The organism is Polynucleobacter yangtzensis, from assembly GCF_001595965.1.
GTDB classification, from domain to species: Bacteria; Pseudomonadota; Gammaproteobacteria; order Burkholderiales; family Burkholderiaceae; genus Polynucleobacter; species Polynucleobacter yangtzensis.
In genome coordinates this window covers 1-24,814 of the sequence record NZ_LOJI01000008.1, presented here as the reverse complement: position 1 = coordinate 24,814, position 24,814 = coordinate 1, and the positions used below count along the sequence as shown (strand labels likewise).

Annotated in this window: 28 protein-coding genes and 1 riboswitch; of the genes, 11 read left to right on the top strand and 17 right to left on the bottom strand. The window is 42.9% G+C overall.

The window, feature by feature from the left end; translation table 11 throughout:
• The 4 genes from JaK3_RS05675 to JaK3_RS05660 form a co-directional block, all read right to left on the bottom strand.
• Positions 1-520 (bottom strand): hypothetical protein (locus JaK3_RS05675; protein WP_205627507.1); only part of this gene is annotated, 520 nt, incomplete at its 3' end.
• On the bottom strand, positions 507-2,009 hold the full coding sequence (locus JaK3_RS05670) for an ATP-binding protein (protein ID WP_068321933.1): 1,503 nt from the start codon (positions 2,007-2,009) through the stop codon (positions 507-509). The genes JaK3_RS05670 and JaK3_RS05675, both read right to left, overlap by 14 nt.
• Positions 2,010-3,110 carry a DNA cytosine methyltransferase gene (locus tag JaK3_RS05665; RefSeq protein WP_068321930.1) on the bottom strand — a complete coding sequence of 367 codons (1,101 nt, stop codon included), beginning with the start codon at positions 3,108-3,110 and terminating at the stop codon, positions 2,010-2,012.
• A gap of 333 nt (positions 3,111-3,443) precedes the next feature.
• Positions 3,444-3,791, bottom strand: coding sequence for a hypothetical protein (locus tag JaK3_RS05660; protein WP_068321927.1), 348 nt, complete (start codon positions 3,789-3,791; stop codon positions 3,444-3,446).
• Positions 3,792-4,080: 289 nt separating this feature from the next.
• On the opposite strand from JaK3_RS05660, the gene JaK3_RS05650 reads away from it, so the two are divergent.
• The 4 genes from JaK3_RS05650 (at position 4,081) to JaK3_RS05640 (ending at position 6,163) form a co-directional block, all read left to right on the top strand.
• Positions 4,081-4,395 carry a hypothetical protein gene (locus tag JaK3_RS05650; protein WP_068321920.1) on the top strand — a complete coding sequence of 105 codons (315 nt, stop codon included), beginning with the start codon at positions 4,081-4,083 and terminating at the stop codon, positions 4,393-4,395.
• A gap of 164 nt (positions 4,396-4,559) precedes the next feature.
• Positions 4,560-4,718 carry a hypothetical protein gene (locus JaK3_RS10795; RefSeq protein WP_205627506.1) on the top strand — a complete coding sequence of 53 codons (159 nt, stop codon included), beginning with the start codon at positions 4,560-4,562 and terminating at the stop codon, positions 4,716-4,718.
• A gap of 43 nt (positions 4,719-4,761) precedes the next feature.
• Positions 4,762-4,971 (top strand): hypothetical protein, encoded by a 210-nt coding sequence (locus JaK3_RS05645; protein ID WP_150114209.1) that lies wholly within the window; start codon positions 4,762-4,764, stop codon positions 4,969-4,971.
• 223 nt (positions 4,972-5,194) lie between these two features.
• Positions 5,195-6,163, top strand: coding sequence for a helix-turn-helix transcriptional regulator (locus tag JaK3_RS05640; protein WP_068321914.1), 969 nt, complete (start codon positions 5,195-5,197; stop codon positions 6,161-6,163).
• A gap of 94 nt (positions 6,164-6,257) precedes the next feature.
• On the opposite strand, the gene JaK3_RS05635 is transcribed toward JaK3_RS05640, so the two are convergent.
• The 4 genes from JaK3_RS05635 to JaK3_RS05620 form a co-directional block, all read right to left on the bottom strand.
• Positions 6,258-6,827 (bottom strand): hypothetical protein, encoded by a 570-nt coding sequence (locus JaK3_RS05635; protein ID WP_068321911.1) that lies wholly within the window; start codon positions 6,825-6,827, stop codon positions 6,258-6,260.
• Between the two features lie 76 nt (positions 6,828-6,903).
• Positions 6,904-7,431 carry a hypothetical protein gene (locus JaK3_RS05630; RefSeq protein WP_068321908.1) on the bottom strand — a complete coding sequence of 176 codons (528 nt, stop codon included), beginning with the start codon at positions 7,429-7,431 and terminating at the stop codon, positions 6,904-6,906.
• 110 nt (positions 7,432-7,541) lie between these two features.
• On the bottom strand, positions 7,542-7,928 hold the full coding sequence (locus JaK3_RS05625; protein WP_068321905.1) for a transcriptional regulator: 387 nt from the start codon (positions 7,926-7,928) through the stop codon (positions 7,542-7,544).
• 36 nt (positions 7,929-7,964) lie between these two features.
• Positions 7,965-8,462, bottom strand: coding sequence for a helix-turn-helix domain-containing protein (locus JaK3_RS05620; RefSeq protein WP_068321902.1), 498 nt, complete (start codon positions 8,460-8,462; stop codon positions 7,965-7,967).
• 426 nt (positions 8,463-8,888) lie between these two features.
• Between JaK3_RS05620 and JaK3_RS05615 the strand changes: the two genes are divergently transcribed.
• From JaK3_RS05615 to JaK3_RS05595, 5 genes are read left to right on the top strand one after another with little or no spacing between them, the layout of a single operon-like run.
• Complete coding sequence (locus JaK3_RS05615; protein ID WP_068321899.1) at positions 8,889-9,596, top strand: hypothetical protein; 708 nt, start codon at positions 8,889-8,891, stop codon at positions 9,594-9,596.
• The gene (locus tag JaK3_RS05610) at positions 9,520-11,487 is read left to right on the top strand and encodes a Mu transposase C-terminal domain-containing protein (protein ID WP_068321896.1); all 1,968 of its coding nucleotides are present in this window, start codon (positions 9,520-9,522) and stop codon (positions 11,485-11,487) included. The genes JaK3_RS05615 and JaK3_RS05610 overlap by 77 nt, the downstream gene beginning before the upstream one ends.
• 14 nt (positions 11,488-11,501) lie before the next feature.
• Entirely contained in the window at positions 11,502-12,458 is a 957-nt protein-coding gene (locus JaK3_RS05605) for a TniB family NTP-binding protein (protein WP_068321892.1), read from the top strand.
• The gene (locus JaK3_RS05600) at positions 12,430-13,407 is read left to right on the top strand and encodes a TniQ family protein (RefSeq protein ID WP_068321890.1); all 978 of its coding nucleotides are present in this window, start codon (positions 12,430-12,432) and stop codon (positions 13,405-13,407) included. Before JaK3_RS05605 ends, JaK3_RS05600 begins: the two co-directional genes overlap by 29 nt.
• 5 nt (positions 13,408-13,412) lie before the next feature.
• Complete coding sequence (locus tag JaK3_RS05595; protein WP_082786384.1) at positions 13,413-14,201, top strand: TniQ family protein; 789 nt, start codon at positions 13,413-13,415, stop codon at positions 14,199-14,201.
• Between the two features lie 46 nt (positions 14,202-14,247).
• On the opposite strand, the gene JaK3_RS05590 is transcribed toward JaK3_RS05595, so the two are convergent.
• The 6 genes from JaK3_RS05590 to JaK3_RS05565 all read right to left on the bottom strand — a co-directional run bounded on the left by JaK3_RS05590 (position 14,248) and on the right by JaK3_RS05565 (position 18,517).
• Positions 14,248-15,063, bottom strand: coding sequence for a serine hydrolase (locus tag JaK3_RS05590; protein WP_068321884.1), 816 nt, complete (start codon positions 15,061-15,063; stop codon positions 14,248-14,250).
• A gap of 13 nt (positions 15,064-15,076) precedes the next feature.
• Positions 15,077-15,289, bottom strand: coding sequence for a hypothetical protein (locus JaK3_RS05585; RefSeq protein WP_068321881.1), 213 nt, complete (start codon positions 15,287-15,289; stop codon positions 15,077-15,079).
• A gap of 100 nt (positions 15,290-15,389) precedes the next feature.
• Positions 15,390-15,896: a hypothetical protein gene (locus tag JaK3_RS05580; RefSeq protein ID WP_068321878.1), complete on the bottom strand. Its 507-nt coding sequence runs from the start codon at positions 15,894-15,896 to the stop codon at positions 15,390-15,392.
• 80 nt (positions 15,897-15,976) lie between these two features.
• Complete coding sequence (pal, locus tag JaK3_RS05575; protein ID WP_068321875.1) at positions 15,977-16,471, bottom strand: peptidoglycan-associated lipoprotein Pal; 495 nt, start codon at positions 16,469-16,471, stop codon at positions 15,977-15,979.
• An 86-nt stretch (positions 16,472-16,557) separates the two neighbouring features.
• Positions 16,558-16,911 carry a hypothetical protein gene (locus tag JaK3_RS05570; protein ID WP_068321872.1) on the bottom strand — a complete coding sequence of 118 codons (354 nt, stop codon included), beginning with the start codon at positions 16,909-16,911 and terminating at the stop codon, positions 16,558-16,560.
• A gap of 679 nt (positions 16,912-17,590) precedes the next feature.
• A complete protein-coding gene (locus JaK3_RS05565) occupies positions 17,591-18,517 on the bottom strand; it encodes a LysR family transcriptional regulator (protein ID WP_068321869.1) in 927 nt (308 codons plus the stop codon).
• Between the two features lie 102 nt (positions 18,518-18,619).
• Here JaK3_RS05565 and metE point away from each other — a divergent pair, with 102 nt between their 5' ends.
• On the top strand, positions 18,620-20,911 hold the full coding sequence (gene metE, locus JaK3_RS05560; RefSeq protein ID WP_068321866.1) for a 5-methyltetrahydropteroyltriglutamate--homocysteine S-methyltransferase: 2,292 nt from the start codon (positions 18,620-18,622) through the stop codon (positions 20,909-20,911).
• On the opposite strand, the gene JaK3_RS05555 is transcribed toward metE, so the two are convergent.
• Together JaK3_RS05555 and JaK3_RS05550 are read right to left on the bottom strand one after the other, a co-directional pair.
• Positions 20,912-21,418 (bottom strand): GNAT family N-acetyltransferase, encoded by a 507-nt coding sequence (locus tag JaK3_RS05555; RefSeq protein WP_150114207.1) that lies wholly within the window; start codon positions 21,416-21,418, stop codon positions 20,912-20,914.
• Positions 21,399-22,166, bottom strand: a complete 768-nt coding sequence (locus tag JaK3_RS05550) for an acyl-CoA thioesterase (RefSeq protein WP_240480895.1) — start codon at positions 22,164-22,166, stop codon at positions 21,399-21,401. Before JaK3_RS05550 ends, JaK3_RS05555 begins: the two co-directional genes overlap by 20 nt.
• A 131-nt stretch (positions 22,167-22,297) precedes the next feature.
• Positions 22,298-22,499: riboswitch (cobalamin riboswitch) on the bottom strand.
• 344 nt (positions 22,500-22,843) lie between these two features.
• On the opposite strand from JaK3_RS05550, the gene JaK3_RS05545 reads away from it, so the two are divergent.
• Positions 22,844-23,467: a tyrosine-type recombinase/integrase gene (locus JaK3_RS05545; RefSeq protein WP_068321859.1), complete on the top strand. Its 624-nt coding sequence runs from the start codon at positions 22,844-22,846 to the stop codon at positions 23,465-23,467.
• A gap of 199 nt (positions 23,468-23,666) precedes the next feature.
• Here JaK3_RS05545 and JaK3_RS05540 read toward each other — a convergent pair whose 3' ends face one another.
• On the bottom strand, positions 23,667-24,743 hold the full coding sequence (locus tag JaK3_RS05540) for an alkaline phosphatase family protein (RefSeq protein ID WP_068321856.1): 1,077 nt from the start codon (positions 24,741-24,743) through the stop codon (positions 23,667-23,669).
• Between the last annotated feature and the right edge of the window lie 71 nt (positions 24,744-24,814).

The following is a 24,814-nucleotide window of genomic DNA, read 5'->3' as shown; positions in this document are numbered from 1 at the left end:
AGCCCATATCGCAGGCCTTATTAATCAGAGCTGAGTAATTTAGAGTTTTACCGGCCTGTACATCTCCCACAACCATGCCACGACATAAAAATGGATCTGTCGAAAGAGGGTCGCAAAGTTGCTCTAAAGTCTTATCCGTATCGAGATTAGTCTGGCGTATAACCGATTCAGGTATGTCATGCTTGCTCTTAATATAAGCCTCAAAGCTGTCCCAAAAAGTTCTCTCAGTTTTCAGTAACCTATCAGAGGTATACCAAGGAACTCTGTTCTTGGTATTGTCAATAATGACTTCTGCCTCATGAACTACTACATCAACCTTATCACTTACGCCTCTAATGATGATTTCAATTTGCTCATCAGTGGCATGTAACCCCGGCATCTCATTAACAATATTATTAATTTGGGCTCTAATCCAAGCGTGATCAATAAGCTCAGAGCTGGTTGATTGATTTGCTCTAGTAACAATATCATTTTGAATAATATTCAAAATCATTGTTGAGAGAGGTTTAGATTGACTCATTCAGCACCTTCCTAATCTTCTCTAAGTATTTTTCCAGGATTTCTTGATCTAACCCGTAAATGTGACTATCTATCACTGAATTTTTAAAGACTTCAAAATTAATTCCAGCTGCTTTCATTTGGCTTGCGAGGTCTAGTAAATTTGTATAAGCCTCTTCGTCATCCTCTCTACTAAATTTGGCAGTAGAAATGGCTAAGTCATTCTTAACTAAATCAGCTGGGAAGGTGCTCTCAATAAACTCAAGCAAGGATTCTGCAAGATCCGCATTTTCTCCAAACTGATCTAGCAGGGCCTGTATTGCTGGCTGAGACCTATCAACCTCATACGTAATTAGTTGGGAGTCTCTATCGTAGTACCTACACCAAACAGAGTTTTCGCTTGTTTTCCTCATCTTTAGTCTCTTCTCAAATACACCTGAGGAATGAGTGGACATTTTTCGTATCAAATCTCTAATTCGAGCCTTAATAATTGCCGGCAAAATTGCTGTTGATTTCTTAATATCAAGCTTCCAAAGCTCATCTGCATCATTGCCAAACGAAATATCAACGCGGGCCAATTTATTTGCCTCTGACTTTCGAACGATGCTCTGCCAAGAACCCCAAGCGATTAAACGGTCAACCCTATATAAATACAGTCCTTGATTGGCGACATGATCGCCATCTATTGATATTTTCGATTCACGAGTTGTACCACCCATTCTTGATTGATGAGGCAATAAATATCCTCTAACATTTATCTTCGCGCCATTAACATCAACAGGTTCTTCAAAAATTAATTGCGAACGAGATTCATCATCCTTACCATGAGTGCAGAAGGGGTCCATTGGCTCAAGCTTCAAGCCATTAACGTAGATTTGAGTTATCTTTTTTTCAAGTAACTTGTGATAAACAAGACTCAAGATCTTCTGAAGGCTCTCTATTTCCCTATTCACATGCAGAGATAGTTCATCTTCAGTCTGAAGACCTTCCTCCAATCTATCGCAGCTATTCCAAATTACAACTGTACCCACTTCCGGGATTAAGACGCCGATAGTTGCCAGCTTTTCGATACACTTATCTGCGTCCAACTCAGAGGCAAACCATTTATTAGTCTTGATTACCTGATCAAGGTCCCATGAAATACCGTACCAATCATTGCTTGAGGATGCTCTTGAAATTACCGTTAAAACTCTTGCCTGAGAAAATGAAGCGGTTTTAAGCCCTAAGCCAAACCTTCCCATATCTTTTGAATCACGGGTATCACTTGGCCCTTTACCCCCAAGAGACATGGCCACCCGCAACTCCTTATGATCCATACCCAAGCCATTGTCTGAGATCGACACTGTTAATTTATTTAATTGATCTCTCGTAACTGATATATCAATTCGTTTTGCATCTTTACTGATGCTGTTATCAATAAGATCAGCAACTGCAAAAGGGAAAGAGTACCCAATGCTGCGTATCGACTCAATTAAAGAACTCGCTGGTGGCGAGAGATCAATTTCAGACATTTATTTCCTCTTCATGCCGGGTATATAAATATCATCATCTTTAATATGGTCATACTCGATTCCGTGCAAAGATTTAAAGATTGCCTCAAAAATTACTTTTGCACCATCAGGCGGAACCGCCATCCCAATTTGTCTCCGAATACTTTCTTTTGAGCCCATAAATTCAAAGTTATCTGGAAAAGTTTGAAGGCGCGCACGCTCTCTATTTGTCAAGGCTCTGTTTTCAGACCAGTGATAAACATGGGTGCCACCACCACCAGACCCAGTGATGGTGTACGAGGGCTTTTCAGCCTCGAGTCGCTTGTAGATTTGACTTAGCTTTGCGCCTTTTACGTTTAATTGATAAGCCTTGGGAATGGCTGCATTCCAAGCATTCTGACCAGGCAATATATAACTCAGGCGCTTAACAACAAGATCTGACTGAACAGTTTTTTCATTGTTATAAGCATCTTTTTTAATTGGAGTTTTTTCTATCGCATCTTTTGCAGAAACAAACTTCTTCAAATGCGTTTGCTTTGGAGGTTTAAATTTGATGCCTAAAGATTTTTTAAAACCAACAATAATTAGTCTATGGCGTGCCTGAGGAACTCCATATTCCTCAAACTTATACAAATACGGGGTTAGAACGTATTTTGGTCCAGCTTGCTCAAGGTCTTTGAGAATCTTCTTTAATGCTTCGCCTTGATTGGCGCTAGTTAATCCACTAACATTTTCGGCAACAAAGAAATCTGGCTCAAACATCCTAAGAACTTTTAAGCCATAGGTATACAACGGCCCAAAATCGCCCTGCATTCCTTTTTGCTCGCCTACAACACTAAAATCATTACAAGGAAATCCAAACGCAAACCCATCAATCTTATCTGAAGCGTTCCTAAGATTCTTCATATTGAAGGTGCGAATATCCTCGCAAAATACAGAGTCTGGCGTTGCTCCTTTAATATTTCTTATATATGTTTCGCATGTATGCTCGTGGTTATCCACCGCCCAAGCATGCTCATAATCAAATAGCTGAGTCTTTTTAGCGGCAAGATATGCTCCGAGTGCTAAACCACCAGGCCCACTAAAAAGTTCACCGATTTTTAATTGCTTCTTATTTTTCAATTAAATTCTTCTCAATTTAGGCAATTAAGATTGCCTTTTTCTAATGCGTAAATATAGCGAACTGCAATACCCTAAGATTATTTAGTTTCAAATACTAGTATAGGTTAATGGCGTATAACTTAGTCCAATTTAGGAATATTTTTACCCCTGAAAGCATGGATGACAGTTATATAATTTTTAATTCTTCAATACTTTTAGCTATACGCCTTTCACCTCAGATAGTATTCAATAAACCATAATCATATTAGCTCCTCGCGAAATCAAAACTCAAATCGTTTAATGCCGGCTTTAAATAATTCCTTCAATATATTTTAGTTATTTGAGTTAACCGAACTAAGGCGTTAAATCTTCAACAAGGTTAATTTCTCTACGCTGCCGGAGCCTCTCCGAATCAACAAGCTCTTCCGTTGAACAGCCTTCTGTTGGCGTAATACGTCTAAGGTATTTGTCTGGTACTGGACCTTCTTTTTGGGTTTCTAAATATCCCGTGCTGTGTTCATAAGCAAGCCATCCGCTCTCAGTTGCAATCTCCACTTCCCATGTGTACAAGGGCATCTCATTAGCACCCCATCGTCTGTAACCTACAGCTGATTTAACGCGCACAATGTTGCCCGTATTTTCAGGAAGCTTACAAAATACGGTAATGGCTAGGTCGCCTACTGAACAATTAAGCTTTGACATGGTTACTCTGGGTAGCATTAAGGTCCTTTTTGCCCGGTATTTCCATTGCAAAAGAAAATAGGGCTTCGCTAAAGTACGTAACTAGGCCTATTAAGAATCCTTGGATAAATACCAAATCCGAACTTTCTTCAAATGCGTAAAAGCAAATCAGCATTACTAAAGCACCACAAATCTTAATCATCACATCCTCCTTTTATGTCGAGTAAGTTCAGATTAATGAGCCACTAGCTCACACCATGAGCTAGTGGCTCATTAATCTGGGTTTATATACACAAATATGGAGCTCCAGATGAAATACCTCATCGCTTTGCTACTCATTGCCCAATGCGTCATATTGGCGCGTACCGCTTCTGCCCAAGCCATCTATGGACCCACTGGCGACTACCGTGGTTACAGCCAGACCTCACCTAGCGGCGTTACCAATGTATATAACGCTAGCGGACAAAATGTCCAATCGTTTCAGACTGATAGTGGGCAAACCAATTTCTATAGCCCTCAAGGCACCTATCAAGGCGCTTCAACGGCGCCAGTTTATGCATCACCTAATTCAACTATCAATGCACCACGTCAAGCGCCTCAAGTTCCCACTGTGAAAGGTTGGTAATTCAAATGAAAAAGATCGCCGTCAAAAATTGTCTTCTAATTTCTGCAACTTGCTTCTCATTGACTGCATTTGCTCAGGTAACAAGTTGGGAGAACAGTCCTATGAATTACCAGAACAGCTCCATGAATTATGAGAATAGTCCCATGAATTACAACAACAGCCCCATGAATTATCAAAACAGTCCGATGAACTACAACTCCAATAATGGGGTCTATGACAACAACGGTAAACGGATTGGCTATGAAGTCACAGCACCCTCTGGCGTTACCAATGTATTTGATAACAATGGTAACCGGATTGGCTACTCGCCAGCCAAGCGATAGTACGATGCTCTTTAGCGCAATCATTCTTAGCATTGTTATGCCTATGCAAATCGCATTAAACCACCCCCGGTTTGAGCTCTTTATTGTTCAAGCGACTATCGATGCAGCGGTCATCGCTGGCATCCCAGCATCCAAAGCTGCAAAAAAATATGCCTTGCAATCTCAAAAGCCCGATTTCTTGATGGTAGAGGCCCACTTAGCATCTGAGCCAGTCAGCTGGAGAAGGCTGTACTTTAGAAAACTCTTTTCTTGATTGGGTAATGATGAAAAAGTTACTTTTAGGGCTGTGTTTTTTATTGGCAAGCAACCTATTGCATGCCTACCCAAAATGCAGCCTGTATGAGCCCTATCGTTGCATCCCCACGTATGGCAATAAGATCGTTTGTGGCTGCGGGCTGTGACCATTTCGCTCAATAGCTCATTGCGTGAGCCATTACAGTAAGATTTAGATTCAACCAGAACAAAAGTGAGCCATCATGGGTGATATGGAACGACTTCATCGAATCAAGTACATGATTCAGGCGCGCCAATGCGTTCCGCTAGAAGACTTCTTGGGTGAGCTGGAAATTTCTAAAGCCACTTTTAAGCGGGACTTAGAGTATTTGCGCAGCAGGATGAACGCCTCCATTGTTTATGACCGGTTTAAAGGTGGCTATTGCTTTGATGGGCAAAGCATTGGTGAGAAGGTTGAGTTGCCCGGCCTGTGGTTTTCCGAAAAAGAAGCAACAGCCCTCGTACTAATGCAGCACCTTCTCTCTGGCCTTGATAAAGGGGGCCTGATTGAGCCACATATCGCCCCACTAACCTCAATCATTGATGGCATTCTGGGGCAAAGCGATACTCCAGCAAAAGAACTGCGCAAGAGATTAAAGGTATTTGGGATGTCGGCCCGCAATAGCTCAATTGAGAACTTTGAAGAAATTGGTAGTGCTTTACTAAAACGTAAGCGACTACAAATTACCTATTACGCTCGGGGTACCGATAAAACGACTGTACGAGAAATCTCCCCGCAGCGACTTATCTTTTATAGGGATAACTGGTATTTAGATGCCTATTGTCATTTACGCAAAGACTTAAGAAGCTTCTCGCTAGATGGAATCAGCAAGGCCATCATCACTAATACAAAAGCTGATGAGATTTCAGAAAAGCAGTTGCATGAGCACTTTGCAGAAAGCTATGGGATCTTCTCAGGTAAGGCTAGTCAACGAGCAAAGCTCAAGTTCTCACCCGAAAAAGCAAGATGGGTAAGCGCCGAGGTATGGCATGGACAGCAAGTTAGTAGTTTCGATAAAGAGGGTAATTACTTCTTAGAGTTTGATTACAACCAAGATCCTGAGCTGGTAATGGATATTTTGAAGTATGGTTCAGGTGTAGAAGTGCTGGCCCCAACAAGCTTACGCAGGCGAGTAAAAGATGAACTCACCAATGCGTTAAAAAAATACTAAACACCGCACCACCGAAGTGTTGGCATATGTAAGAAGTGTCACGCGCTCCCCTTCATGAAATTCAATTGAAGTTGTTCGGTGGCCTGCAAATTCATTACTTCAAATTAAATTTCTCAATCCAGCGTCCAGCGCGTTTGACTGACATATTGCGCGGATCAATAGAATTCACCTGATGAACCGCCCAGGAACGCCACTTGTCATACCCAGGAATCTGTTTGCCAATAGATTGTGACTTGAGATCCAAAGCATTTATGAGCTCTTGCATCTTTTCAGCACGCCTAATATCTTTGATCGCCTGATTCATTAACTGCATGCGTTTTTCAATTAAGCGCTCAGTCTCTTTTTTACGACGCAAAGTGGCCTTTGCCTTTCTCTCAGCAATGCTGGCTATTGCATCATTTTTCTTATCAACTTGCCTTTGATATATCCATTCAATGTGATCGCGTTTGCGCTGCTCAATATTCATCAGAAGCTCAATTGCCAAATCTCTCAGAATCTCTGGAGTGATATCGACGTACTCTCGATAGTCTTTGTTTTCTGACATTCGATCTTGGCTGCTGGTCCAGCTAAAGCCATAAGCTTTGCCTGGATTACTTTTTCTTCTGTAGAAATGATTGCCATCATCAAAACAAACAAATCGAAAGTAGTGATAGCCGCCATCCATATCAACACTAAGAGATTGGGTTCGGGGCCCATGAACCTTGACTCGAAATCCCAACCCCTCAAAGTAGTTAAAAAAGCTATTTAAGGCAGAAAGCAGCTTTTCCGGCTGGGTGCTGATACTTGGGCTTATAGAAAGAATATTTTTCCTTGGCAATTTGAGCATCATAAGTAAGAAGCTTTTCCGTAATTGGATGAATCTTTGTAATCGCCTTTGGAATGCGGATTAAGGGAACTAGCGCCTCAATCTTGGCCCTTACCTGCTCAATGGTTTCATCAAACACTGGAGGGGGAGGCAATTGCATTTGCGCCACCTCTTCCTCCGTTTGCTCTGGCTCGTCAAGATACCCATATCGATTTGGCGCGCCTCCGCCAATATGAACAACCTGAGATTGAAATGGATAGAGGGTAGGAAGTTCTGTTTTTGCAACCTGATGACCATTGGCTAACTTTGCCCAATAGCCAATTCCAGGAGTTGGCACTTTGGCGGCTTTGCAAATTTTTCGAAGGCCGACATCCGATAAATCGAATTCAGCTGCCAGCTGAGTCATTGGCTTTGACCAAACTAGGTCATACATTTCTTGTCGGGTGAGCGTTCTTGGTGTCATGTTCGCCTTTCAATTTGATATTGATCCATCAAATTTTGCCCTAAACAAATGCAGTGGGGCGGACGCTCAGCCTAGGCGGAAAGTACTTTTAGAGTGGTTATTGCGCAACCCTATTTCGGCAAAGAAAATTTCGCAAGCCATTCAACATAACCTATAGCTTGGGACTTCACTTTGTTATTTTTTAGTTTGGCAAATGCCTCCAACAACGTTTTCTCGATAGGGGAAAGCATGATGCATGGACTTCCATGCTCCCATTTGGCAAGCACACCATCTTGTACGTCATCAGGCATCGTTCCGAACTCAAGCCAAGTTGCCGAAACACCAAACTGTTTTTGGCACTCTAATAACCCCGCCTTGGAAATGCCCCTTGTCTCCCAGTTGTAGACAATTTGCGATGAAATATTCAAGCCCCTAGCAACTTCGGCTTGAGGATATCGCCCAGGGATTAGATTTAATTCTTTTAAAGTGGCGTATAAACGCTCTGTAGTTTTATGCATAAAAATAATATACGTATTGTTTTGATGCCTAAAGAGCTATTTAACCCTTCGGACAGTTGCCTTAGAGGCTCTAGATAAAACCAAATTTTTTATAAGCGCATTCGAGTCAATCGGATGATCTAACTCGCTTTCATCCATTTCCTCAAGCTCGGCTCTAAATAAATCAAATAGTGCAAAGCGACCATCTGCCCCAACATCGCCAACGTGATCTTTACTCAGATGCTCCTGAACCAACTGAAAAGCTATAAGCTCCAACTCACGAGGATGCAAATTACTCGCCCTGGGCTTGCCACTATCCCCAAACATGACATAGCGAATATCCACATCAAGATTGGCCAGCTGATTTAAATAACCCAATCTAGGCTCAAATTCTTCTCGCTCGTACTGCTGATAGGTGACCACACTCACTCCAGAGAGCTTGGCAACTTCGGCCTGAGTAAATGCCAGGCGCCTTCTTTCCTGCTTTAAACGTGAACCCCACCCCGCCTGAATTAAAAATTCAGACTTATTTGGGTCTATGGTATCAGTTTTCAAAGTAAAATGTAATGTTTTTTTATTAAAAATTGTGACTAAATCTAATAATAATTGACTATGTTGCTAATTGTATATCAATAAGTATAGAAATTTGTTTATTTTAAAGAAATGCCCTACAGCCTTCATTTATATGGCGTAGAAGGGCAATTTCCCCGCCATAGCATTTAAAGATATTTGATTTTTAAACCAAAAAGGGCGAATGCCCAATCAGAAAGGAAGCCTATAGAAGAAACAAAAAAACCGCACAACCCAATTTGAGTAGCGCGGCAGTTTTGTCTCACTTTTGCGAGGAATGCGTCCGATACGTAGCAGTTCAGATTATCTCCAAGAAAAAAAGTGAAGTCAAGAATAGGGATTGCTTTGCCTAAATTTTAGGCAACTAAGGCGATCTGGCCGTGCTTTGCCTAATTTTTAAGGAGAAATCCAATGATTGTGAATTCCACGCGCCAGGTTATTACGCGCTCACCCCACAGAACAGTGGGAATGATTAATAGCCCCTACTTTCAGTCCAAGCCGATTGTTTATGAATCCCAGCTAGAGCGAGCCTTTGTTCAGCTGTGCCTACTTTGTCCAGGAGTTAGGCGCATTGTTGCTCAGCCTTTTAAGGTCAATCTAGACCCAGCCAAGAAAAGACACTACACACCCGATTACCTCGTAGAGCTAGAGGATGGCAGTTTCGTAGTGATTGAAGTCAAGATCCTTGAGCGAATCGCAAAACTGGAGAGGCGCTTTAACCAAATTAATGAAATCTTAAGTAATCGTAATTTTTCATTCATGACTGCTGATGAAACGCAGTTGTATTCAGACGAAAAAGAAAAGCACGTTAAAGAAATTCTTCGCTACGTCAATTGGCAAGTTGATGCGCAAGTTCAAAAAACGATTTTGAACAAGCTACAAGAAATTGAGGGCAAAGCAGTTTCATTTACCCATCTTCAGACTCAAGCGCAATGCTCCGCTGAAGATCTTTTGCATCTGATAGCAACTCGAAAAATCTTTGTTACTGCAGTAACACCTATATCAGAACTTTTTATTACAAAACCTATTTCAGGAGTCACACATGGACTTAATTACTTTTCAACTTGGTTTAACTTTGCGTTATGGGGAGCGGATCTACCAGTTTCACCGGCAACTTGATGGTGGACAGGTTCAATTTGAAGACCAGATTACCCGGCACACCAAGACTCTGACGATTGCTCAGGCGGTTCATGATGTGCAAGAAGGAAAAGCGCTCGTCCTACGGGAAGGCTTTGATCCGAAATTACCTGCATCAGTGGCCGCACCTACCAGCTTGTCAGATTTGCCTATGCATTACCAAGATGACTTGGGTAGAAAAATGGACTACCTAGGCTGGATGAGACGTCTTGGCATTAATCGCGGGGAGAAAAAGCGAATTGCCGAGCAAATTCCAGTGGTTGCCGAACGAATTAAGGATGCATCGCCACCGGCACCCAATACGGTAATGACTTGGATGCGAATCTTTGAGTTAAATGATTTAAATCCAGCAGCCTTAGTCTCAAGGTATCTATATCGCGCTAAGACTCGCTTTACGCATCCACTAGTTGAAGAGTTCATTTACAAGTGCCTGCATAAGCACTATTTCACGCGCGCCAGGAACTCGCTTGAAAATGTCGGCTCCATGATTCGGCTAGAGCTTAAAAAACTCGTATTACAAGGCAAGCTCACCGAGGAAGAATCTAAGGTTAGCGCTTCAACTATTAACCGACGCTCAAAAGAAGTGGAGCCCTATTTTGCGACTAAGGCTAGGTATGGGGAGCTTTATGCGCGCGTGAAATTTAGAACGCCATTTGGTGTAAATCCCATTGAGCGCGCAATGCAACGTTATGAGATTGACCACACTACTCTGAATTGGGTGCTGATCTGCGATCGCACGGGATTACCCCTTGGAAGGCCTACTCTCACTTTGGTGGTTGATCGTTACTCGAGCTATATCGTTGGATTGCACGTGAGCTTTGATGGGCCAAGCCTTAGCTCCACTCTAAAAGCTTTAAAGGTCGCAATTCAACCCAAAGAGATGTATACCCAGCATGCGAGCTACCTGGCTAATCCTTGGTTGGGCTGCGGCATCCCTGAAGAAGTTGCCGTAGACAACGGGCTCGAGTTTCATTCCCCACAATTTCGGCAGGTTGCTTGGGAGTTACAACTCATTCTTGAGTATTGCCGCGTCAGAACCCCATGGTCAAAAGCTGGGGTCGAAAGAGTCTTTCGGGATTTAGATTTTTTGCACCTTCCATCAGGACGTGTAAACAAGCCCATTCCCAACGTTCGCTTTCCAGACCCCAAAAAGGATGCTGGCATTCCGTTTAGTATTTTTTGCGAAACGATCCTCAAATGGGCAGTGGACATCCACCCCTTTCATATCAATAAGCATAAGCTCAGTCGATCTTTTGATTTATTTGGGGAAAGCTTAGAGCAAATTCCACCACCTAGGTTTTTAGGAAGTCTAGAGGCACTCAATCGCATTGCCGCCATGTCTAGACACTTGACGGTCAATAGCGGCGGAATTGAATTGATGGGGCTTTCGTACTCCTGCCCCGAACTCTTTCAAATGAAAAAAGAGGTAGGTCCTAAATTTAAGACGCTAGTTAAATGGGATCCGGATGACCTGCATATGCTTTATGTGCAGCATCCCCTTGATCACGCTAACTGGGTACCAGTTCCTTCACGTACTCCTCATTACGCCAATCAATTGTCGTATGTGCAGCATAGAAACATTCGCGCATTTGCTAGGGAACATTTCAAAGAAATTCGTGGTCAGGAACAGCTTGATATGGCTCGAGCAGAAATGCAAGAGATGTGGCAAAGCCGGATGATTAAAGAGCATAAGAAGCTTGACTATAAAAAGGCTGTGCAAAACCAAGGACTGTCGTCTAGCAAGATTTGGATGCCCGATCAGGAAATCATCACTGATGTGCAGTACAAGTCGGTCCAGCCAACTCTGATCATTCCTGAAGCCAAAGTCACTCTCGAAGAAATTCCCGATTTTGACGGATTCACACTCTACTAATAGAAAAAATAATCATGAAAAAACATTTATTAACAACTACAGAAAACGAAATTGAACAGGGCGAAAGACGTGAACTGCAAAGACGCATCTTCATGTATTCAAAATCAGCACTAAAAATTGGCATAACCATTGATCACATTATGGTGAACCACACTCGGTTTGCTCAAGGCATTCAAGCCTTAGATCGAATCTATCAGTTGGCCCATGAGCTCAATTTGCCGCAAGGCATTCGCATTATTGGGCCCACTGGCTCAGGTAAGACATCGCTAGTCAATTACTTTGCCAGGACCCTACCTAAGACCACCCTCTTCAAAGAAGGTCTTGGCATTGTCATGACGCGCTTAGATGCTTCACCCACTAGGCACCAGCTTGTACGCAATTTATTGGTTGCCTATAACTACCCCTTTGCTACGACCTCAATTAAAGCGATTGATATAAAGACGCAAGTCTTATGCGACATTATTCGTCAGAAAGGTACGCGCATCCTAGCGATTGATGAAAGTCACCACATGGCTTTCTCCAAATCCAAACGCTACGCTAAAAATAGTCAGAATGATGTTACCGATTTATTGCATCACATCATGGATGTCACTGGGATTGGTCTCTTTTTGATGGGCACTGAAGAACTAGATGATTTGGAAAGGCTAGATCCACATTTGGCTTCTCGGGTGAGCACTCGCATTGAACTCACAAACCATGAAACGCTCACTCCAGAGTGGTATGGCTTACTCAAGGCCTTTGTTACTCAATCTAAGCAATGCGATCTGAGCGTTATTCTTACTGAAAATTATGGCGCGCTCATTCATGCGGCTACCGGGGGCAATCTTCGCAATCTAAAACGACTGATTACTGAAGCAGTCCTCATTAGTGTTGATAGTCAAGATCAGGTGATCATGAAATCGACCTTTCATCTGGCGCATGAGCGTATTTATGGGGAGGGTAATGAGTATGCCAATCCATTTACACAGTGAACTCACGCCGCCCCCAATACAAATTGATTGCCTTGAAGATGAATCAGGCCTTGGCTATCTCTTGAGATGGTTGGGTACTAATCATTTGCCATTTCGATGGCTAAAAAAGGTGCTTGGAATTCGGGGGCCACGCTTACCTGATACGCGAGATGCCATCGTGCTCTCCTTCCTTACGGGGGTAGAGCACGATCAGCTCAAGAGCATGCTCATGCAAACATTTGGCAATGCCAAGGAAGGAGGAATGCTGGTGTATGGCCAGCAGCTCCTCTTTCGAGATCTTTATCGATTTCGAAGTCCTCAAATTTGCCCAAGTTGCATTCATCAAAAAGGCCATATCTCTAGAAACTGGGAATTTGGTCCGATACCTATTTGCATTGAGCATGGGGCATATTTGATTGATCATTGTGAACATTGCAAAAAACCCATTCGATGGGATCGGCCCACGATTGATATTTGCCAATGCGGCAGGATCTTTTCAAGTCTTGTAAATCCATCAGATAGGCCCAGCCAGGCAGAGCTAAATCTTGCAAGTTGGGCATTAAAACCCTTGATGATCAATAGATCGCCAGAGCCCAGCCAAGCTCCACCTTGGATCGAGCATCTTTCAATGGATGGGGCACTTCGGATCATCAAAGCATTTGGTATTTGCCAGACTTCGCATGAAGCCATCTCTTCTAGCTATCCCTGGGGGAAATGTACAAGCCAATTTTGGCGCGATCTATTTAAACGTGCCGCTTTTCGAATTGATGACTTCCTAGATCCCTCCGCCCTTTCGGAGCTGAGCACTTTGGTATATCAACCTTTTTTAGAGAGGTTGGCTTTTTACCCACTCACTACTCCCGATAAGGAAAGTGCGCTTTATTTACTAAAGCAACTTTATAACTACGAACCCCTAACGCACTTTGATAGTGCCAAAGGCCATTTATCACAACAACGACTATTTGATTAACGCTCATGGAAAACTATTCTGCCCTGTGTAATGTACCCCGACCATTTGCAAATGAATCCATTTGCTCATGGTTAACTCGGTTAAGCCTAAGTCAAGGCGTCTCACTTTGGGTCATGATGGGTTATCTGGAATTAAAACTACATATTGATTTTGATTTTCGGTTTTGGAGATTGGATCTTGAATCAATTTCGAAGAAAACAGGTCTTTCGATTTCTGATTTCAAGAATCAAAAAATCTTTTCAAAATCCCTGCGCTTATATGATTACTATGCAAGCCATTATGTAATGCATTACAAACGAAGAAGAAGGTTTCGATTTTGCTCCTTATGCCTACAAGAAGATGAAATCCCCTACTTTCGAATGGAGTGGCGCCTCAAGCTTTGCGTTAGCTGTCCAATTCATGAGTGCCTATTAGAGGATCATTGTCACCGCTGTAGAAACCCCATCACACTGCCCGTGAACTTATTTTCGAAGGTCTCAGATACTAAGCCAGTCGAATCGCTAGCTAATTGTCAATCTTGTGGAGCGCAGTTGACAAAAGTTAACCCTGCATCTTTTAAGGGTGCCCTGTATGAAGCGATGGATTTAAAGAGTAAAAAATTTATAAAAGATGGGGGAACTCTAATACCCATTCTTTACAAAGGCACTCATCGGTTTAATAAAGACACTAGAGCAATGCAGGAATCTTTTACTATGCAGGCAATAGATCCTAAAAAGAAATTCAAATGGACTGCGCGCACCTGGAGATTAAAAATTAAGCGCTATCTAAAAAAGTATCCATCGCATACTCAATAATGGACGCCAATCAATGGCTCTTATCGACCCAAAGGAGACAGCAATGCTATTGAATTTTTTCCAATGCAGCCTTTGCAAAAAGAGCATCTTTAAATCGGGTATTTTTCCCTTTCGACTGAAGAAACACCATAGCAATATTTCTACCTTTGATTTTTGCCTCCATAACCAGACAGCGTCCAGCCGCTGCAATATAACCAGTCTTTTGCACCAGGACATTCATGATTTCATTGCGGACAATCGGATTGGTATTTACAAATGGCTGCGGCGCATGGATGCCATCAACAACATTAAATTTTTCTGTTGTTGAGAACTCTTGGATCAAGGGGTGGCGCATAGATTCTTGCAACAGGAGAACTAAATCTTGAGCTGTAGAAACATTCTGCGGGGAGAGGCCCGTAGGCTCAATGAAGTGAGTATGCGCCATTCCAAGCTCTTTTGCCTTTAGGTTCATTGCGGCAACAAAGGCATCCGTTCCCCCCACATATGATCTTGCCAAGGCATTGATCGCTCTATTTTCTGAAGACATTAAACCAACTCTCAAGACCCTCTTTCGGCTTATTTCTGTTCCCACCTTGAGTTTCCATTTTGCGCTTGACTGCCAGGCAATATCTTCACGCTCAATCCTGAGCAGCTCCGCTAGACCCTGGCCAGACTCCAAAACAACTATAGAAGCCATTAACTTAGATATTGAAGCAATTGGAGAAATGGCTGAGGAATTTCTATCAACCAATACCTCTCCACTATCTACATCAACGACATAGGCAATATTAGAGTGAAAATCCGCCGTTTGACTGGTTCTTGCAAATACAGGAGCATGAGTCAAAGCCATCCCCAGTACGCAGCTTATAAAAAATTTATTCATGTCTCTACCCATTTCACCAATACTTAAATGGACGCTCAGTTTTTGTGTTCGTCCCAATTGCCTTCATCTTCTGCTTGCAGTGCGGGCATGTGAGGCCATCCCATACAGCCAGATGCTCAGCAGAGCCACAGGTTTTGCAAACTGCAGCGCCTGAAGGTGGATCAACCATAGAGCCTGGATTTGGCATCGCAAACGTATCAACCTCTTTACAGTGCTTGCACACCATGGCGGCTTTGTAAAAATGAGGGCCTCTCTCGACCCCTATACCGCTAACGCACTCATATTTACAGGATCCACAGACAAATTGGTATTCCGCCTCCATCATCTTATGAGCTTCCTTTTTCTGCCTTCAGAATCTGCGCCCATCTTTCTTTTGCGTACTGGATGCGCATTGACCTCTCTTGATTAGCAACCCCGATAGTGATTCGCTTATCAATCAAGTCTTTGTAAACAGCATCAATATTTGTATAGAAATTGGTATATACGGCCACAAGAGCTGGGGAAGGCAACTCATTGGCAATGGCGCGGCACTTTAAGGTGGACTCTTTAAATCTTTTTAAGACAGCTGCTTGATCAGAGGCAATTTTGTCACTTGAATTAAACAACTCCTTTGCGTTCGGACTCTTATCCGTAAGCACCAGGATGTGCTCATCAACATACTTTGCATCATCCGACTGATTTACCTCAGCTACACACGTGGCTATCTTTTTCTGCACTTCATTCACTTTTGCAATCGAGACGTCATTACTAGACTTATTAATCGGCGCCACATTTGTGGCACATCCCGATAACAAAACTACAAGCAGTGCAATACCGCGATAGATATTTTTCATACGAACCTCACTAATTAAATAAGTTCACTAGGAATAAAAAAGCCTCCCCACACTAAATCAAAGTGGAGAGGTAAAAGGGACTAGCGGTAAACAATGTCAGCACGACGGTTCTCCTTAAAAGCAGCCTCCGTTTGCGCTGGATTCATAGGTTTTTCCTTGCCAAAACTGACCGCCTCTACTTGAGACTCATTGACCCCTTGGGCAAGCAGAGCTCTTTTAACTGACTCCGATCTCTTTTGACCTAGGGCTAGGTTGTATTCAGCCGTACCGCGATCATCTGTATTGCCCTGAATGATGATGTCGGCCTTTTGTGCATGAAAGGTCTTCAAGTAAGTCGCATGGGCCGAAATGGTAGAGGCGTACTTTGGATCAAGCGTATAGCTATCAAACTCAAAGAAAATAGAGCGCTTGCCATACACGCTTGTCTTGGGATCGCTAATAGGATCGTAAGACATCGATCCGCCCGCATTAATTGATGCTACGTTATTTGCATCATCCAATTTAACCCCACTGCTACATGCAGAAATGAGTAACACTATGCATGCCAATGGCAATAGTTTTTTAAGCGCGTACATAAAGGTAATTCCCCGTAAAGGCTATCAATATTTAGCCAAAATAACAAAGTAGCCAGCCATTCAAGGCTGACATCAAACCTAAGAAATTAGGTGGTTACTTTTGGGGGTTTAAAAGCAGAATCAGGAAAATTCTGCGTAAAAAGGATGTCGCTAAAGAAATTAAAAATAATGGTTTCCGTAGCGCGAAATGGAACAATGATGCTGGTATCACTCACATTGGCAGTGACATGACTCATGAGAAATAACGAATGAGATTGTTGTTGGCCGTCAGTAGTTTCTTTATTGGCATGGCTTTGATCAGAGTCAAAACCAGCAAATGAAGCTTGAAGCATCTGCGCTCGCTCTATAGCAGCATCAATAAATACGCTACCCGCCGCCACCTTGAATGAAATCAAAAAGAGGCAAATCAGAATCACTAGGGATCTATTACGGGATCGCATGGCGAGATTCTATACCTAAATACCAAAAATCTCTCTATTTAGTGGCTGTGCTGAGCCCGCAAACTTAGGATTTCTGCTTTCGACTCCTTTTGCCCGAATTGGGACGGTTAACCCTCCAAATTACCGATATTTGAAAGGCTTCTATTGGCCGATAGCTGACAGTCAATAATCACCACAGTTATTCCTTTGCATCACAAGCTCTCGGTCCACATGAAGCAAATTTTCGAGATATTTGACGAAGATAGGGATAATTTTCGAGATATTTGACGAATCGCTTTCAAGATAGCTGACTATAAATTTGTAACTTATTGATTTATATAGTCATCGATTTCTGAGATAGATGCATATCGTCAGATTTGATGTAGGAGATCACTTATTTTTAAAATTCGCTCACTGATTCTTAAATATCATAAAAGACTAAAGCCTTAAGAGTGGCCCAATAAGATCAGCGATCAGTCTTGAAGCTAGTGCGGACGTTCGGAGTTCAATAGATTAGATTTCCAAATGTCCCAAAACGGCCAAAAGGAGACCTTTAGCTAATCCTTCAAAATTTTTCAATTTCTAGTGGTGTGCTATCGGAGCGGTAGAAGACCGCACTAATAAATTTATTAGGCAAATTAGAGGGTTAGAGCTGTAAGCAGCGAGTGTGTAATAAATGTCGTTTTAAACGACATTTAGTCTAATTACTTTTTAGCTGATTTGGTTTCTTCAATTTTTGAGGTATGCCGGCAAATCGAGCAATTTCGATGAATGACTTGATGTAATCAACACTATCTTCAGCTTCGCGCATCCCCAAAAATATCTGCTTTGAAACCCCATTTTTACCTAGACGAATTGGGAGAATATCGAGCTTATTCGCATACTCTTCTACCAGCCAACGGGGAAGAGCTCCAACCCCTCTACCGCTTTCAACCATCTGCAACATGATGTCTGTAGTTTCGATAGTCTTATGTTTTTTTGGTGCGATACCAGCCGGCTGTAGAAACTGGTTATAAATATCCAATCGGTCAATTTCTACCGGGTAAGTAATGAGCGTCTCGTTAATTAGATCTTCTGGTGCGACGTTTTTTTTGGCCGCAAGAGCATGACTTTTTCCCACAACAAGAACTTGCTCGTAATCAAAAACGGGCTCAAAGTGCAGCCCTAATTTATATAGTGGGTCGGGTGTTACTAGCATGTCAATTTCATGAGCAAATAATGCGCCAATGCCACCAAATTGAAACTTTTGTTTTACATCAACGTCTACGTTAGGCCATTTTTCTAGATAAGGTGAAACTACTTTTAGTAGCCATTGATAGCAAGGGTGGCACTCCATTCCAATGCGTAGAGAGCCACGTTCACCTTTTGCATACTCTTTCAGCTGCTCTTCCGATCTTTCCAATTGAGGTAAAAGTCGATTGGCAAGTTGTAATAAATGGATTCCAGCTTGTGTGAGCCTAAGGTGCCGTCCTTCGCGCAACCAAATGGCAGTACCGGTAGCTTGCTCTAGTTTTTTGATGGTGTGGCTAAGTGCTGATTGCGTTAGGCAGAGTATTTCTGCTGCAGCTGTTAATGAGCCCTGTCGGTCAACTTCCCGAATGATGCTTAAATGGCTGCGCTCAATCATATTATGAATAAAAGTAATGAATTATTGAATTAATACCATTTTACTTCATAGATCATCCTATTTACGATCCTTCCAACTTAATTGATATTGAAGGTAGAAAAGATGGTCACCACACATAATCTTGGATTTCCCCGTATTGGTCCTAAGCGCGAACTCAAGTTTGCATTGGAGTCATACTGGAAGGGTGAAATTACCCGTGATGAGTTATTAGCTAAGGGTGAGGGGTTGCGCCAGCGCAACTGGAGAGTGCAATCGAGGTTGGATTTAAGTCCAGTCGGCGATTTTTCTTTTTATGACCAAGTGCTTGATATGAGTTTCCTATTAGGCAACTTACCTGAGCGTGCCCAAAATTTTCATGGCAATTCGTTGGATAACTACTTTAGGGTTGCTCGCGGCCGGTCAGCAGCTAGTTCGGAAGAGCATGTTGATTGTTGTAGCGGTATCGCTGCAGGGGAGATGACTAAGTGGTTTGATACCAATTATCACTACATCGTTCCTGAGTTTACATCTCATACAGAATTTAAATTAGATGCCTCGCGATTATTGCGGCAATTAGAGGAGGCGAAAGCCCAAGATGTTAAAGCTAAGCCAGTCTTGATCGGACCTGTAACTTACTTGTGGCTTGGTAAAGCGAAAGACGCAGCCAATAAGCTGGACCTGCTTAATAAGATCTTGCCTTTGTATGGCGAGTTATTGGATGAACTAGCGGCTCGGGGCGTTGACTGGGTGCAAATTGATGAGCCATGCCTAGTTACTGAATTAGATGAAGATTGGCAACATGCTCTTAATTTGGCTTACCACCATCTTAAAACGAGCAAAGTGAAAATCTTAGTCGCCACCTACTTTGGATCCCTTGATGGCAATCGATATTTGGCATGCAACCTTCCTGTTGCCGGTCTTCATATTGATGCCATAAATGCAAAAGAAGAGGTGCCTCTGATCCTCAATATTCTTCCTGTCCAAAAAATACTCTCCCTGGGGGTTGTCAATGGACGAAATATTTGGAAAACCGATCTCAATGCAACTTTAGATTGGTTGGAGCCTTTGGCGAAAAAGCTAGGTGATCGCTTATGGATAGCACCATCTTGTTCCTTGCTTCATGTTCCAGTAGATCTTAATAGTGAGGAAAAGTTAGATTCCCAAATCAGAAATTGGCTATCTTTTGCAATTCAAAAGCTCGAAGAGTTATCTGTTTTAGCTACCGCTTTAAATAATGGGCGGGCAGAGGTTGTTGAACAGTTGGCTAGTAATCATGCTGCACTGGAGTCGCGCAGAAATTCACCAATAGTCCATGATCCAGCGGTAAAGGACGCTATCTCCAAAATCACCCCGGAACTAGGGCAACGACAGAGTGCGTATGAGCTGCGAATCCAAAAGCAAGGGGCAATATTAAATTTGCCTAAGTTTCCAACTACAACAATTGGATCATTTCCACAAACTCCTGAAATCAGATTGGCTCGCAGTCAATATAAGTCTGGCGTGTTATCAAGATTAAATTACGTTGATGCCATGGAGACCGAGATTACAAGATGTGTGCGCGAACAAGAAAGTCTTGGTTTGGATGTATTGGTGCATGGCGAGGCTGAACGCAACGATATGGTGGAGTATTTTGGTGAACAACTCAAAGGTTATGCATTCAGTCAATTTGGCTGGGTGCAATCCTATGGCTCTCGTTGCGTCAAGCCACCCATTCTGTTTGGAGATATTAGTCGCCCTAAAGCGATGACGGTGGAGTGGATTTCGTTTGCACAAACCTTGACGAAGAAGCCAATGAAGGGAATGTTGACCGGGCCAGTAACCATATTAAATTGGTCGTTTGTGCGCGATGATCAGCCTCGCTCTATATCGTGCCTACAGCTAGCCCTGGCTATTCGAAAGGAAGTATTGGATTTAGAAAAAGCCGGAGTTAAGGTAATTCAAATTGATGAAGCTGCCCTGCGTGAAGGCTTGCCGCTTCGTAAATCACAATGGAAATCGTATTTAGATTGGGCGGTGGAATCATTTCGCATTACTGCTAATGGAGTTCAGGACGAGACTCAAATTCACACGCATATGTGCTATTCAGAGTTCAATGACATCATTGAGGCGATAGCCCAAATGGATGCGGATGTTATTACGATTGAAACATCACGTTCGGACATGGAATTATTGGACGTCTTTGATACCTTTAAATACCCAAATGAGATTGGCCCTGGTGTATACGACATTCATTCACCCAATATTCCAACCGAGCAGCAGATGATTGAGCTTATGACTAAAGCGGCCAAAAGGATTCCTGTCGAGCGCCTGTGGGTCAATCCTGATTGTGGGCTTAAGACAAGGCAATGGTCAGAGGTTAAGCCTGCACTCAAAAATATGGTTTTAGCGGCAGAAAAGTTACGAGCACTAGCCTAATCATAGGCCACCATGTAGTTTGTTCTGTTTGGGCCTTTCGCAGAGAATATGCATTTTTGGCGGTACATTTTGGTAATGGGCATCTAGTTCTAATGTTCTGACAATAGAGCGCATAACTGGATGCCCGTTTTGACAAATGATTTTCTTAATGGGTTGAAGCGACTCTATTTTGATGGCGGTGGAAACCATAGCAGTTGCGATACCACGCCTTCTATAGGCTTGAAGTACTGTCATGGCCAACTCATAAGACCCAAAAGTATTCATTGGGACGAGTTGCAAAACGCCGATCAGTTCAACTGGCCTTGCAAAATAATCAAGTCGCCAAGCTCCAAATAATTGAAACTTATCCCAACTTAACGTTTTAATCCACTTGTCTATAGCATCATTACTAATTGCTGATCCAAATCGTTGATAGCGATCATCACCATTCAAGCACATCATATGGGAGCGCAATATTTCATAATGCTGGGGAAGTATGGGGCTAAATTTAGTGATTAATGGCAACATATACCAAGCTCGAAGAGGTGCATAAATGGCGAAGGCCTGTTGATGTAGATTCAGCCCAAACTTCTGCGCTGACAGTAACTGAGCGATTACCAACTTTAGATACTTGCGCTAGAACTTCAACAATATCTCCTACATAGGCCGGTGCAATGAAGTCCATCTTCTCGCTACTAGCCATCACCATGGTTTGTCGTAATCTTCTTGTGGCGGCAACAAAACCAGCCTTTGCAAGCCAACCCATTGCTGGTCCTCCATGCAAGATTCCACGATGATTGGCATGGCCAGGAAATACGATCTCAGCAACCCTAATGATGGGATCGGGAGATAACAAGAGTGTTTCCGTTGGAATATCCACAGTTGTTGGAGTTGTTTGCTCAGCAGACTCCAAATCATTTTTTTTGACCATGACAAAGTCACCCGAAAGGCAGAGAACTCGCTTGCCAGAAACTAATTCTTCCCCAAATAAATGAGTTCTGATGGTGATAGATCGATTGCCTTGCTCGATGACATCGGCGGTGCATTCAATCAAACTTCCAGTGGGGACTGGAGCTGCGAAGTCCAATTTACTAACAGCCGCTGTAACAATTGTTCCGTGAAGGACTTTAGAGCCCATGATGAATGCAAGGCGATCTAGTGCTGATAAGGCGGCGCCACCAAATAAAGTGCCGTGGTGATTGGATTGATCTGGCAAAACCATATCCACGACACACATCGATTTCGAGGGTATTTCTAGGGTAGTTACGCTACTCAATCCGTTTCTCCTTTAAAAATGAAAAGGCGGATCAATAGCGAATATCGTTTGCGTAGGACGACACACGTCACAGTAGGCGAGCCTATCCTGACGAGCAAACGACACCAACACTAGGACACCCCGCCCATAATTAGGTCAATTACCGAAAGGCAGGTCTCCTGGCTCTCGAGTCATCATTTGATGTTGCCTTCCCAGTCCAAAGACCAGTGGCATAGTGAGCATCAAACTCGCCGATCACAGTTGCGGGGGCAGCCACAGATTAAGTTAAAAACTCTTCTGTTGTTCCCTATTAATTCTTGTTTATAGCAAGAAACCTTATGGCGTAACCACTTTAGCATAAGTCTTTGTTGGGTTACGTAATATGAGTTTATTGATAGGAGATGCACATCTCGGAGTGGTAATAGATCGTACTAATAATTTCAGCAATTGATTCAATAGGTTGCCCCTGCTATTTAAATGTGTGTAACAAAGTGTAGTTATATTTTCTTACTGGTAGCAAGGTTTTACTAAGGAGCTTACATAGTGCAGGGTAATCTCCCGCCAAAAGAACGCTATGGGTCGATATTTGCCTGCAGTGACTAATTAGTTTGAGTGACTGCTTTCGGAATTTCTATAGCCCTTGCCGACACCTTTAATTCAGCGCAAAGTGGTATTCCCTTTCACACAAGGAGAATGTCATGGAACAGCTTATTGCAACTGCGCATAAAGAACCCTGGAACAAAGGCAAACTGACAGGGCAAAAAACACCGCTAAAGCTAAAGGATATTTGGGCCATTCGGGTCCGACTTCAACTCAGTGGAAACAAGCGAGATCTAGCTTTGTTTAATTTGGCTATTGATAGCAAGCTAAGGGCTTGTGACCTGGTCAAGTTAAAAGTGAGAGACATATCAACAGGAGATCATGTTTCGTCAAGGGCAACCATCTTGCAACAAAAGACTCATCGGCCAGTCCAGTTTGAAATTACTGAGCTGACAAGAGCTGCGGTAGAGCAGTGGATTCAAGCAGATGGTTTGCACCTGGAGGATTACTTATTCCCAAGCCGAATTAAAGATTCTCCCCACTTATCTACTAGGCAGTACGCTAGGATTGTGCACAGGTGGGTAAGTTCGATTGGTTTGGAATCAGCAAACTATGGAACTCATACGATGCGCCGCACGAAGGTTTCATTGATTTATCGCAGAACCAAAAACCTTCGAGCCATACAGCTGCTACTGGGTCATACAAAGCTGGAAAGCACAGTACGGTATCTTGGTATTGAGGTAGATGATGCTTTAGAGATGGCAGAGCAAACTGAGGTTTGAATTTTGGGCAGATGCATTGATGCCATCCTTGCAGTCTGCCCCTCACTCATAAGCAGACAGTCGACTGGTTAAATCACCGCAGGCAAATATCGACCCAAAACAGACGGCGAAAAAAACCACCCGAAGGTGGTTTTGGTATTTCTTGGTGGCCCGGGGCGGAATTGACCAGGACTGGGGATGCCTGATCCTTTTAAGTAGACTAATACTGACTCTTGATATCCCCCTTTTGCGCCAATTGCGGGAACATCTCGGCTGCTAACTCTAGAGCAATCTTGATGCCTTGTTTTGGAGTAATTGGACTATTTGGATCTTTTGGCATCGAAGGTGTTGGGTAACCTGCGGCATGAGAAAACTTAACAACGCCTGGAATCATTGCCTTAGCCAATCCTGAATATGCTGGCGGTAGATTATTTAAGTCTGGTGCTTTGTATTCTGGCACTGGACGTGCGACTGGAGTGGGCCATGTACTTGGATCGCGAGGTGTTGTCAGTGTGAAGCAAGACTCCAGCGTTCTCGCACTCGCATCACGAGCAGTAAATGGTTTTCCAAGATTCCATGCTTTACGCAAACTCGCAATCATAGAGGTATGACGGAACTCTTTAGTGAATACTGTCTTCTCAGGAATCCACGGTGAAATCATCACAGCAGGAACACGATAGCCAGATCTGCGGAAATCAAATCCTTGCTGACCTTTAGGTACCGATGGGTCTGGAGCTGGGACCAGTGGGGGAGCCACGTGATCATAAGTCCCACCTGGCTCGTCCCAGCCAATAAACAAAGTTGTATTGAGCACATTAGATCCAGCTTGCGTTGTGCCCATGCCTTTATATGCGTTGTAGATACGAGTTAAAAATGCCTCACCACCCAAAATAGATGAAGGTGGATCTATTGGCAGATCAACGCCTTGAATCAATGCCCTGCCAAATGCTGGATGGTAATCATTGTGAGCGGCCAGCAAGTTTGGTTCAATCAAACAAAAATCTGGCAATGTTCCGTTAGCGCAATCTTTTTCATATTCCGAGAACGGCACGATATGCGTTTTGAAATACTGTTTCAAACTCGGCATATTAATGAAGCCAGTAAATGAGATTGGATCAGGCTCGCAAACATAGATCTTCCATGTCTTACCATGCGCCTCTAAGCGATTAAAGATTGTCTCGGCAGTATTCTTAAATAAAAAATTAGTAGATGGGTCGTTAACTACAAAACCTGATGACGTGCCTGCCGTCCAAAATGAACGATTGGTAAATTGAACTGACCTAATTTTTAGTGCCACTCCCAAAGAGAGGATTTTTGATAATCTTCACCTTAAAGGAGTACTAAATATGGCTAAAGGTCAGCGTCTTA

Bases quoted from the DNA above. Each gene is read 5' to 3' on its own strand.
- JaK3_RS05630 (WP_068321908.1), bottom strand. From the start codon at position 7,431: ATGACACCAAGAACGCTCACCCGACAAGAAATGTATGACCTAGTTTGG.
- JaK3_RS05600 (WP_068321890.1), top strand. From the start codon at position 12,430: ATGAGTATGCCAATCCATTTACACAGTGAACTCACGCCGCCCCCAATA.
- JaK3_RS05555 (WP_150114207.1), bottom strand. From the start codon at position 21,418: ATGTTGCCATTAATCACTAAATTTAGCCCCATACTTCCCCAGCATTAT.
- JaK3_RS05640 (WP_068321914.1), top strand. From the start codon at position 5,195: ATGGGTGATATGGAACGACTTCATCGAATCAAGTACATGATTCAGGCG.
- JaK3_RS05670 (WP_068321933.1), bottom strand. From the start codon at position 2,009: ATGTCTGAAATTGATCTCTCGCCACCAGCGAGTTCTTTAATTGAGTCG.
- JaK3_RS05610 (WP_068321896.1), top strand. From the start codon at position 9,520: ATGGACTTAATTACTTTTCAACTTGGTTTAACTTTGCGTTATGGGGAG.
- JaK3_RS05590 (WP_068321884.1), bottom strand. From the start codon at position 15,063: ATGAATAAATTTTTTATAAGCTGCGTACTGGGGATGGCTTTGACTCAT.
- JaK3_RS05635 (WP_068321911.1), bottom strand. From the start codon at position 6,827: ATGGATGGCGGCTATCACTACTTTCGATTTGTTTGTTTTGATGATGGC.
- JaK3_RS05660 (WP_068321927.1), bottom strand. From the start codon at position 3,791: ATGTCAAAGCTTAATTGTTCAGTAGGCGACCTAGCCATTACCGTATTT.
- JaK3_RS05645 (WP_150114209.1), top strand. From the start codon at position 4,762: ATGCAAATCGCATTAAACCACCCCCGGTTTGAGCTCTTTATTGTTCAA.
- JaK3_RS05650 (WP_068321920.1), top strand. From the start codon at position 4,081: ATGAAATACCTCATCGCTTTGCTACTCATTGCCCAATGCGTCATATTG.
- JaK3_RS05595 (WP_082786384.1), top strand. From the start codon at position 13,413: ATGGAAAACTATTCTGCCCTGTGTAATGTACCCCGACCATTTGCAAAT.
- metE (WP_068321866.1), top strand. From the start codon at position 18,620: ATGGTCACCACACATAATCTTGGATTTCCCCGTATTGGTCCTAAGCGC.
- JaK3_RS05605 (WP_068321892.1), top strand. From the start codon at position 11,502: ATGAAAAAACATTTATTAACAACTACAGAAAACGAAATTGAACAGGGC.
- JaK3_RS10795 (WP_205627506.1), top strand. From the start codon at position 4,560: ATGAATTATCAAAACAGTCCGATGAACTACAACTCCAATAATGGGGTC.
- JaK3_RS05565 (WP_068321869.1), bottom strand. From the start codon at position 18,517: ATGATTGAGCGCAGCCATTTAAGCATCATTCGGGAAGTTGACCGACAG.
- JaK3_RS05545 (WP_068321859.1), top strand. From the start codon at position 22,844: ATGGAACAGCTTATTGCAACTGCGCATAAAGAACCCTGGAACAAAGGC.
- JaK3_RS05580 (WP_068321878.1), bottom strand. From the start codon at position 15,896: ATGAAAAATATCTATCGCGGTATTGCACTGCTTGTAGTTTTGTTATCG.
- JaK3_RS05585 (WP_068321881.1), bottom strand. From the start codon at position 15,289: ATGGTGTGCAAGCACTGTAAAGAGGTTGATACGTTTGCGATGCCAAAT.
- JaK3_RS05615 (WP_068321899.1), top strand. From the start codon at position 8,889: ATGATTGTGAATTCCACGCGCCAGGTTATTACGCGCTCACCCCACAGA.
- pal (WP_068321875.1), bottom strand. From the start codon at position 16,471: ATGTACGCGCTTAAAAAACTATTGCCATTGGCATGCATAGTGTTACTC.
- JaK3_RS05625 (WP_068321905.1), bottom strand. From the start codon at position 7,928: ATGCATAAAACTACAGAGCGTTTATACGCCACTTTAAAAGAATTAAAT.
- JaK3_RS05570 (WP_068321872.1), bottom strand. From the start codon at position 16,911: ATGCGATCCCGTAATAGATCCCTAGTGATTCTGATTTGCCTCTTTTTG.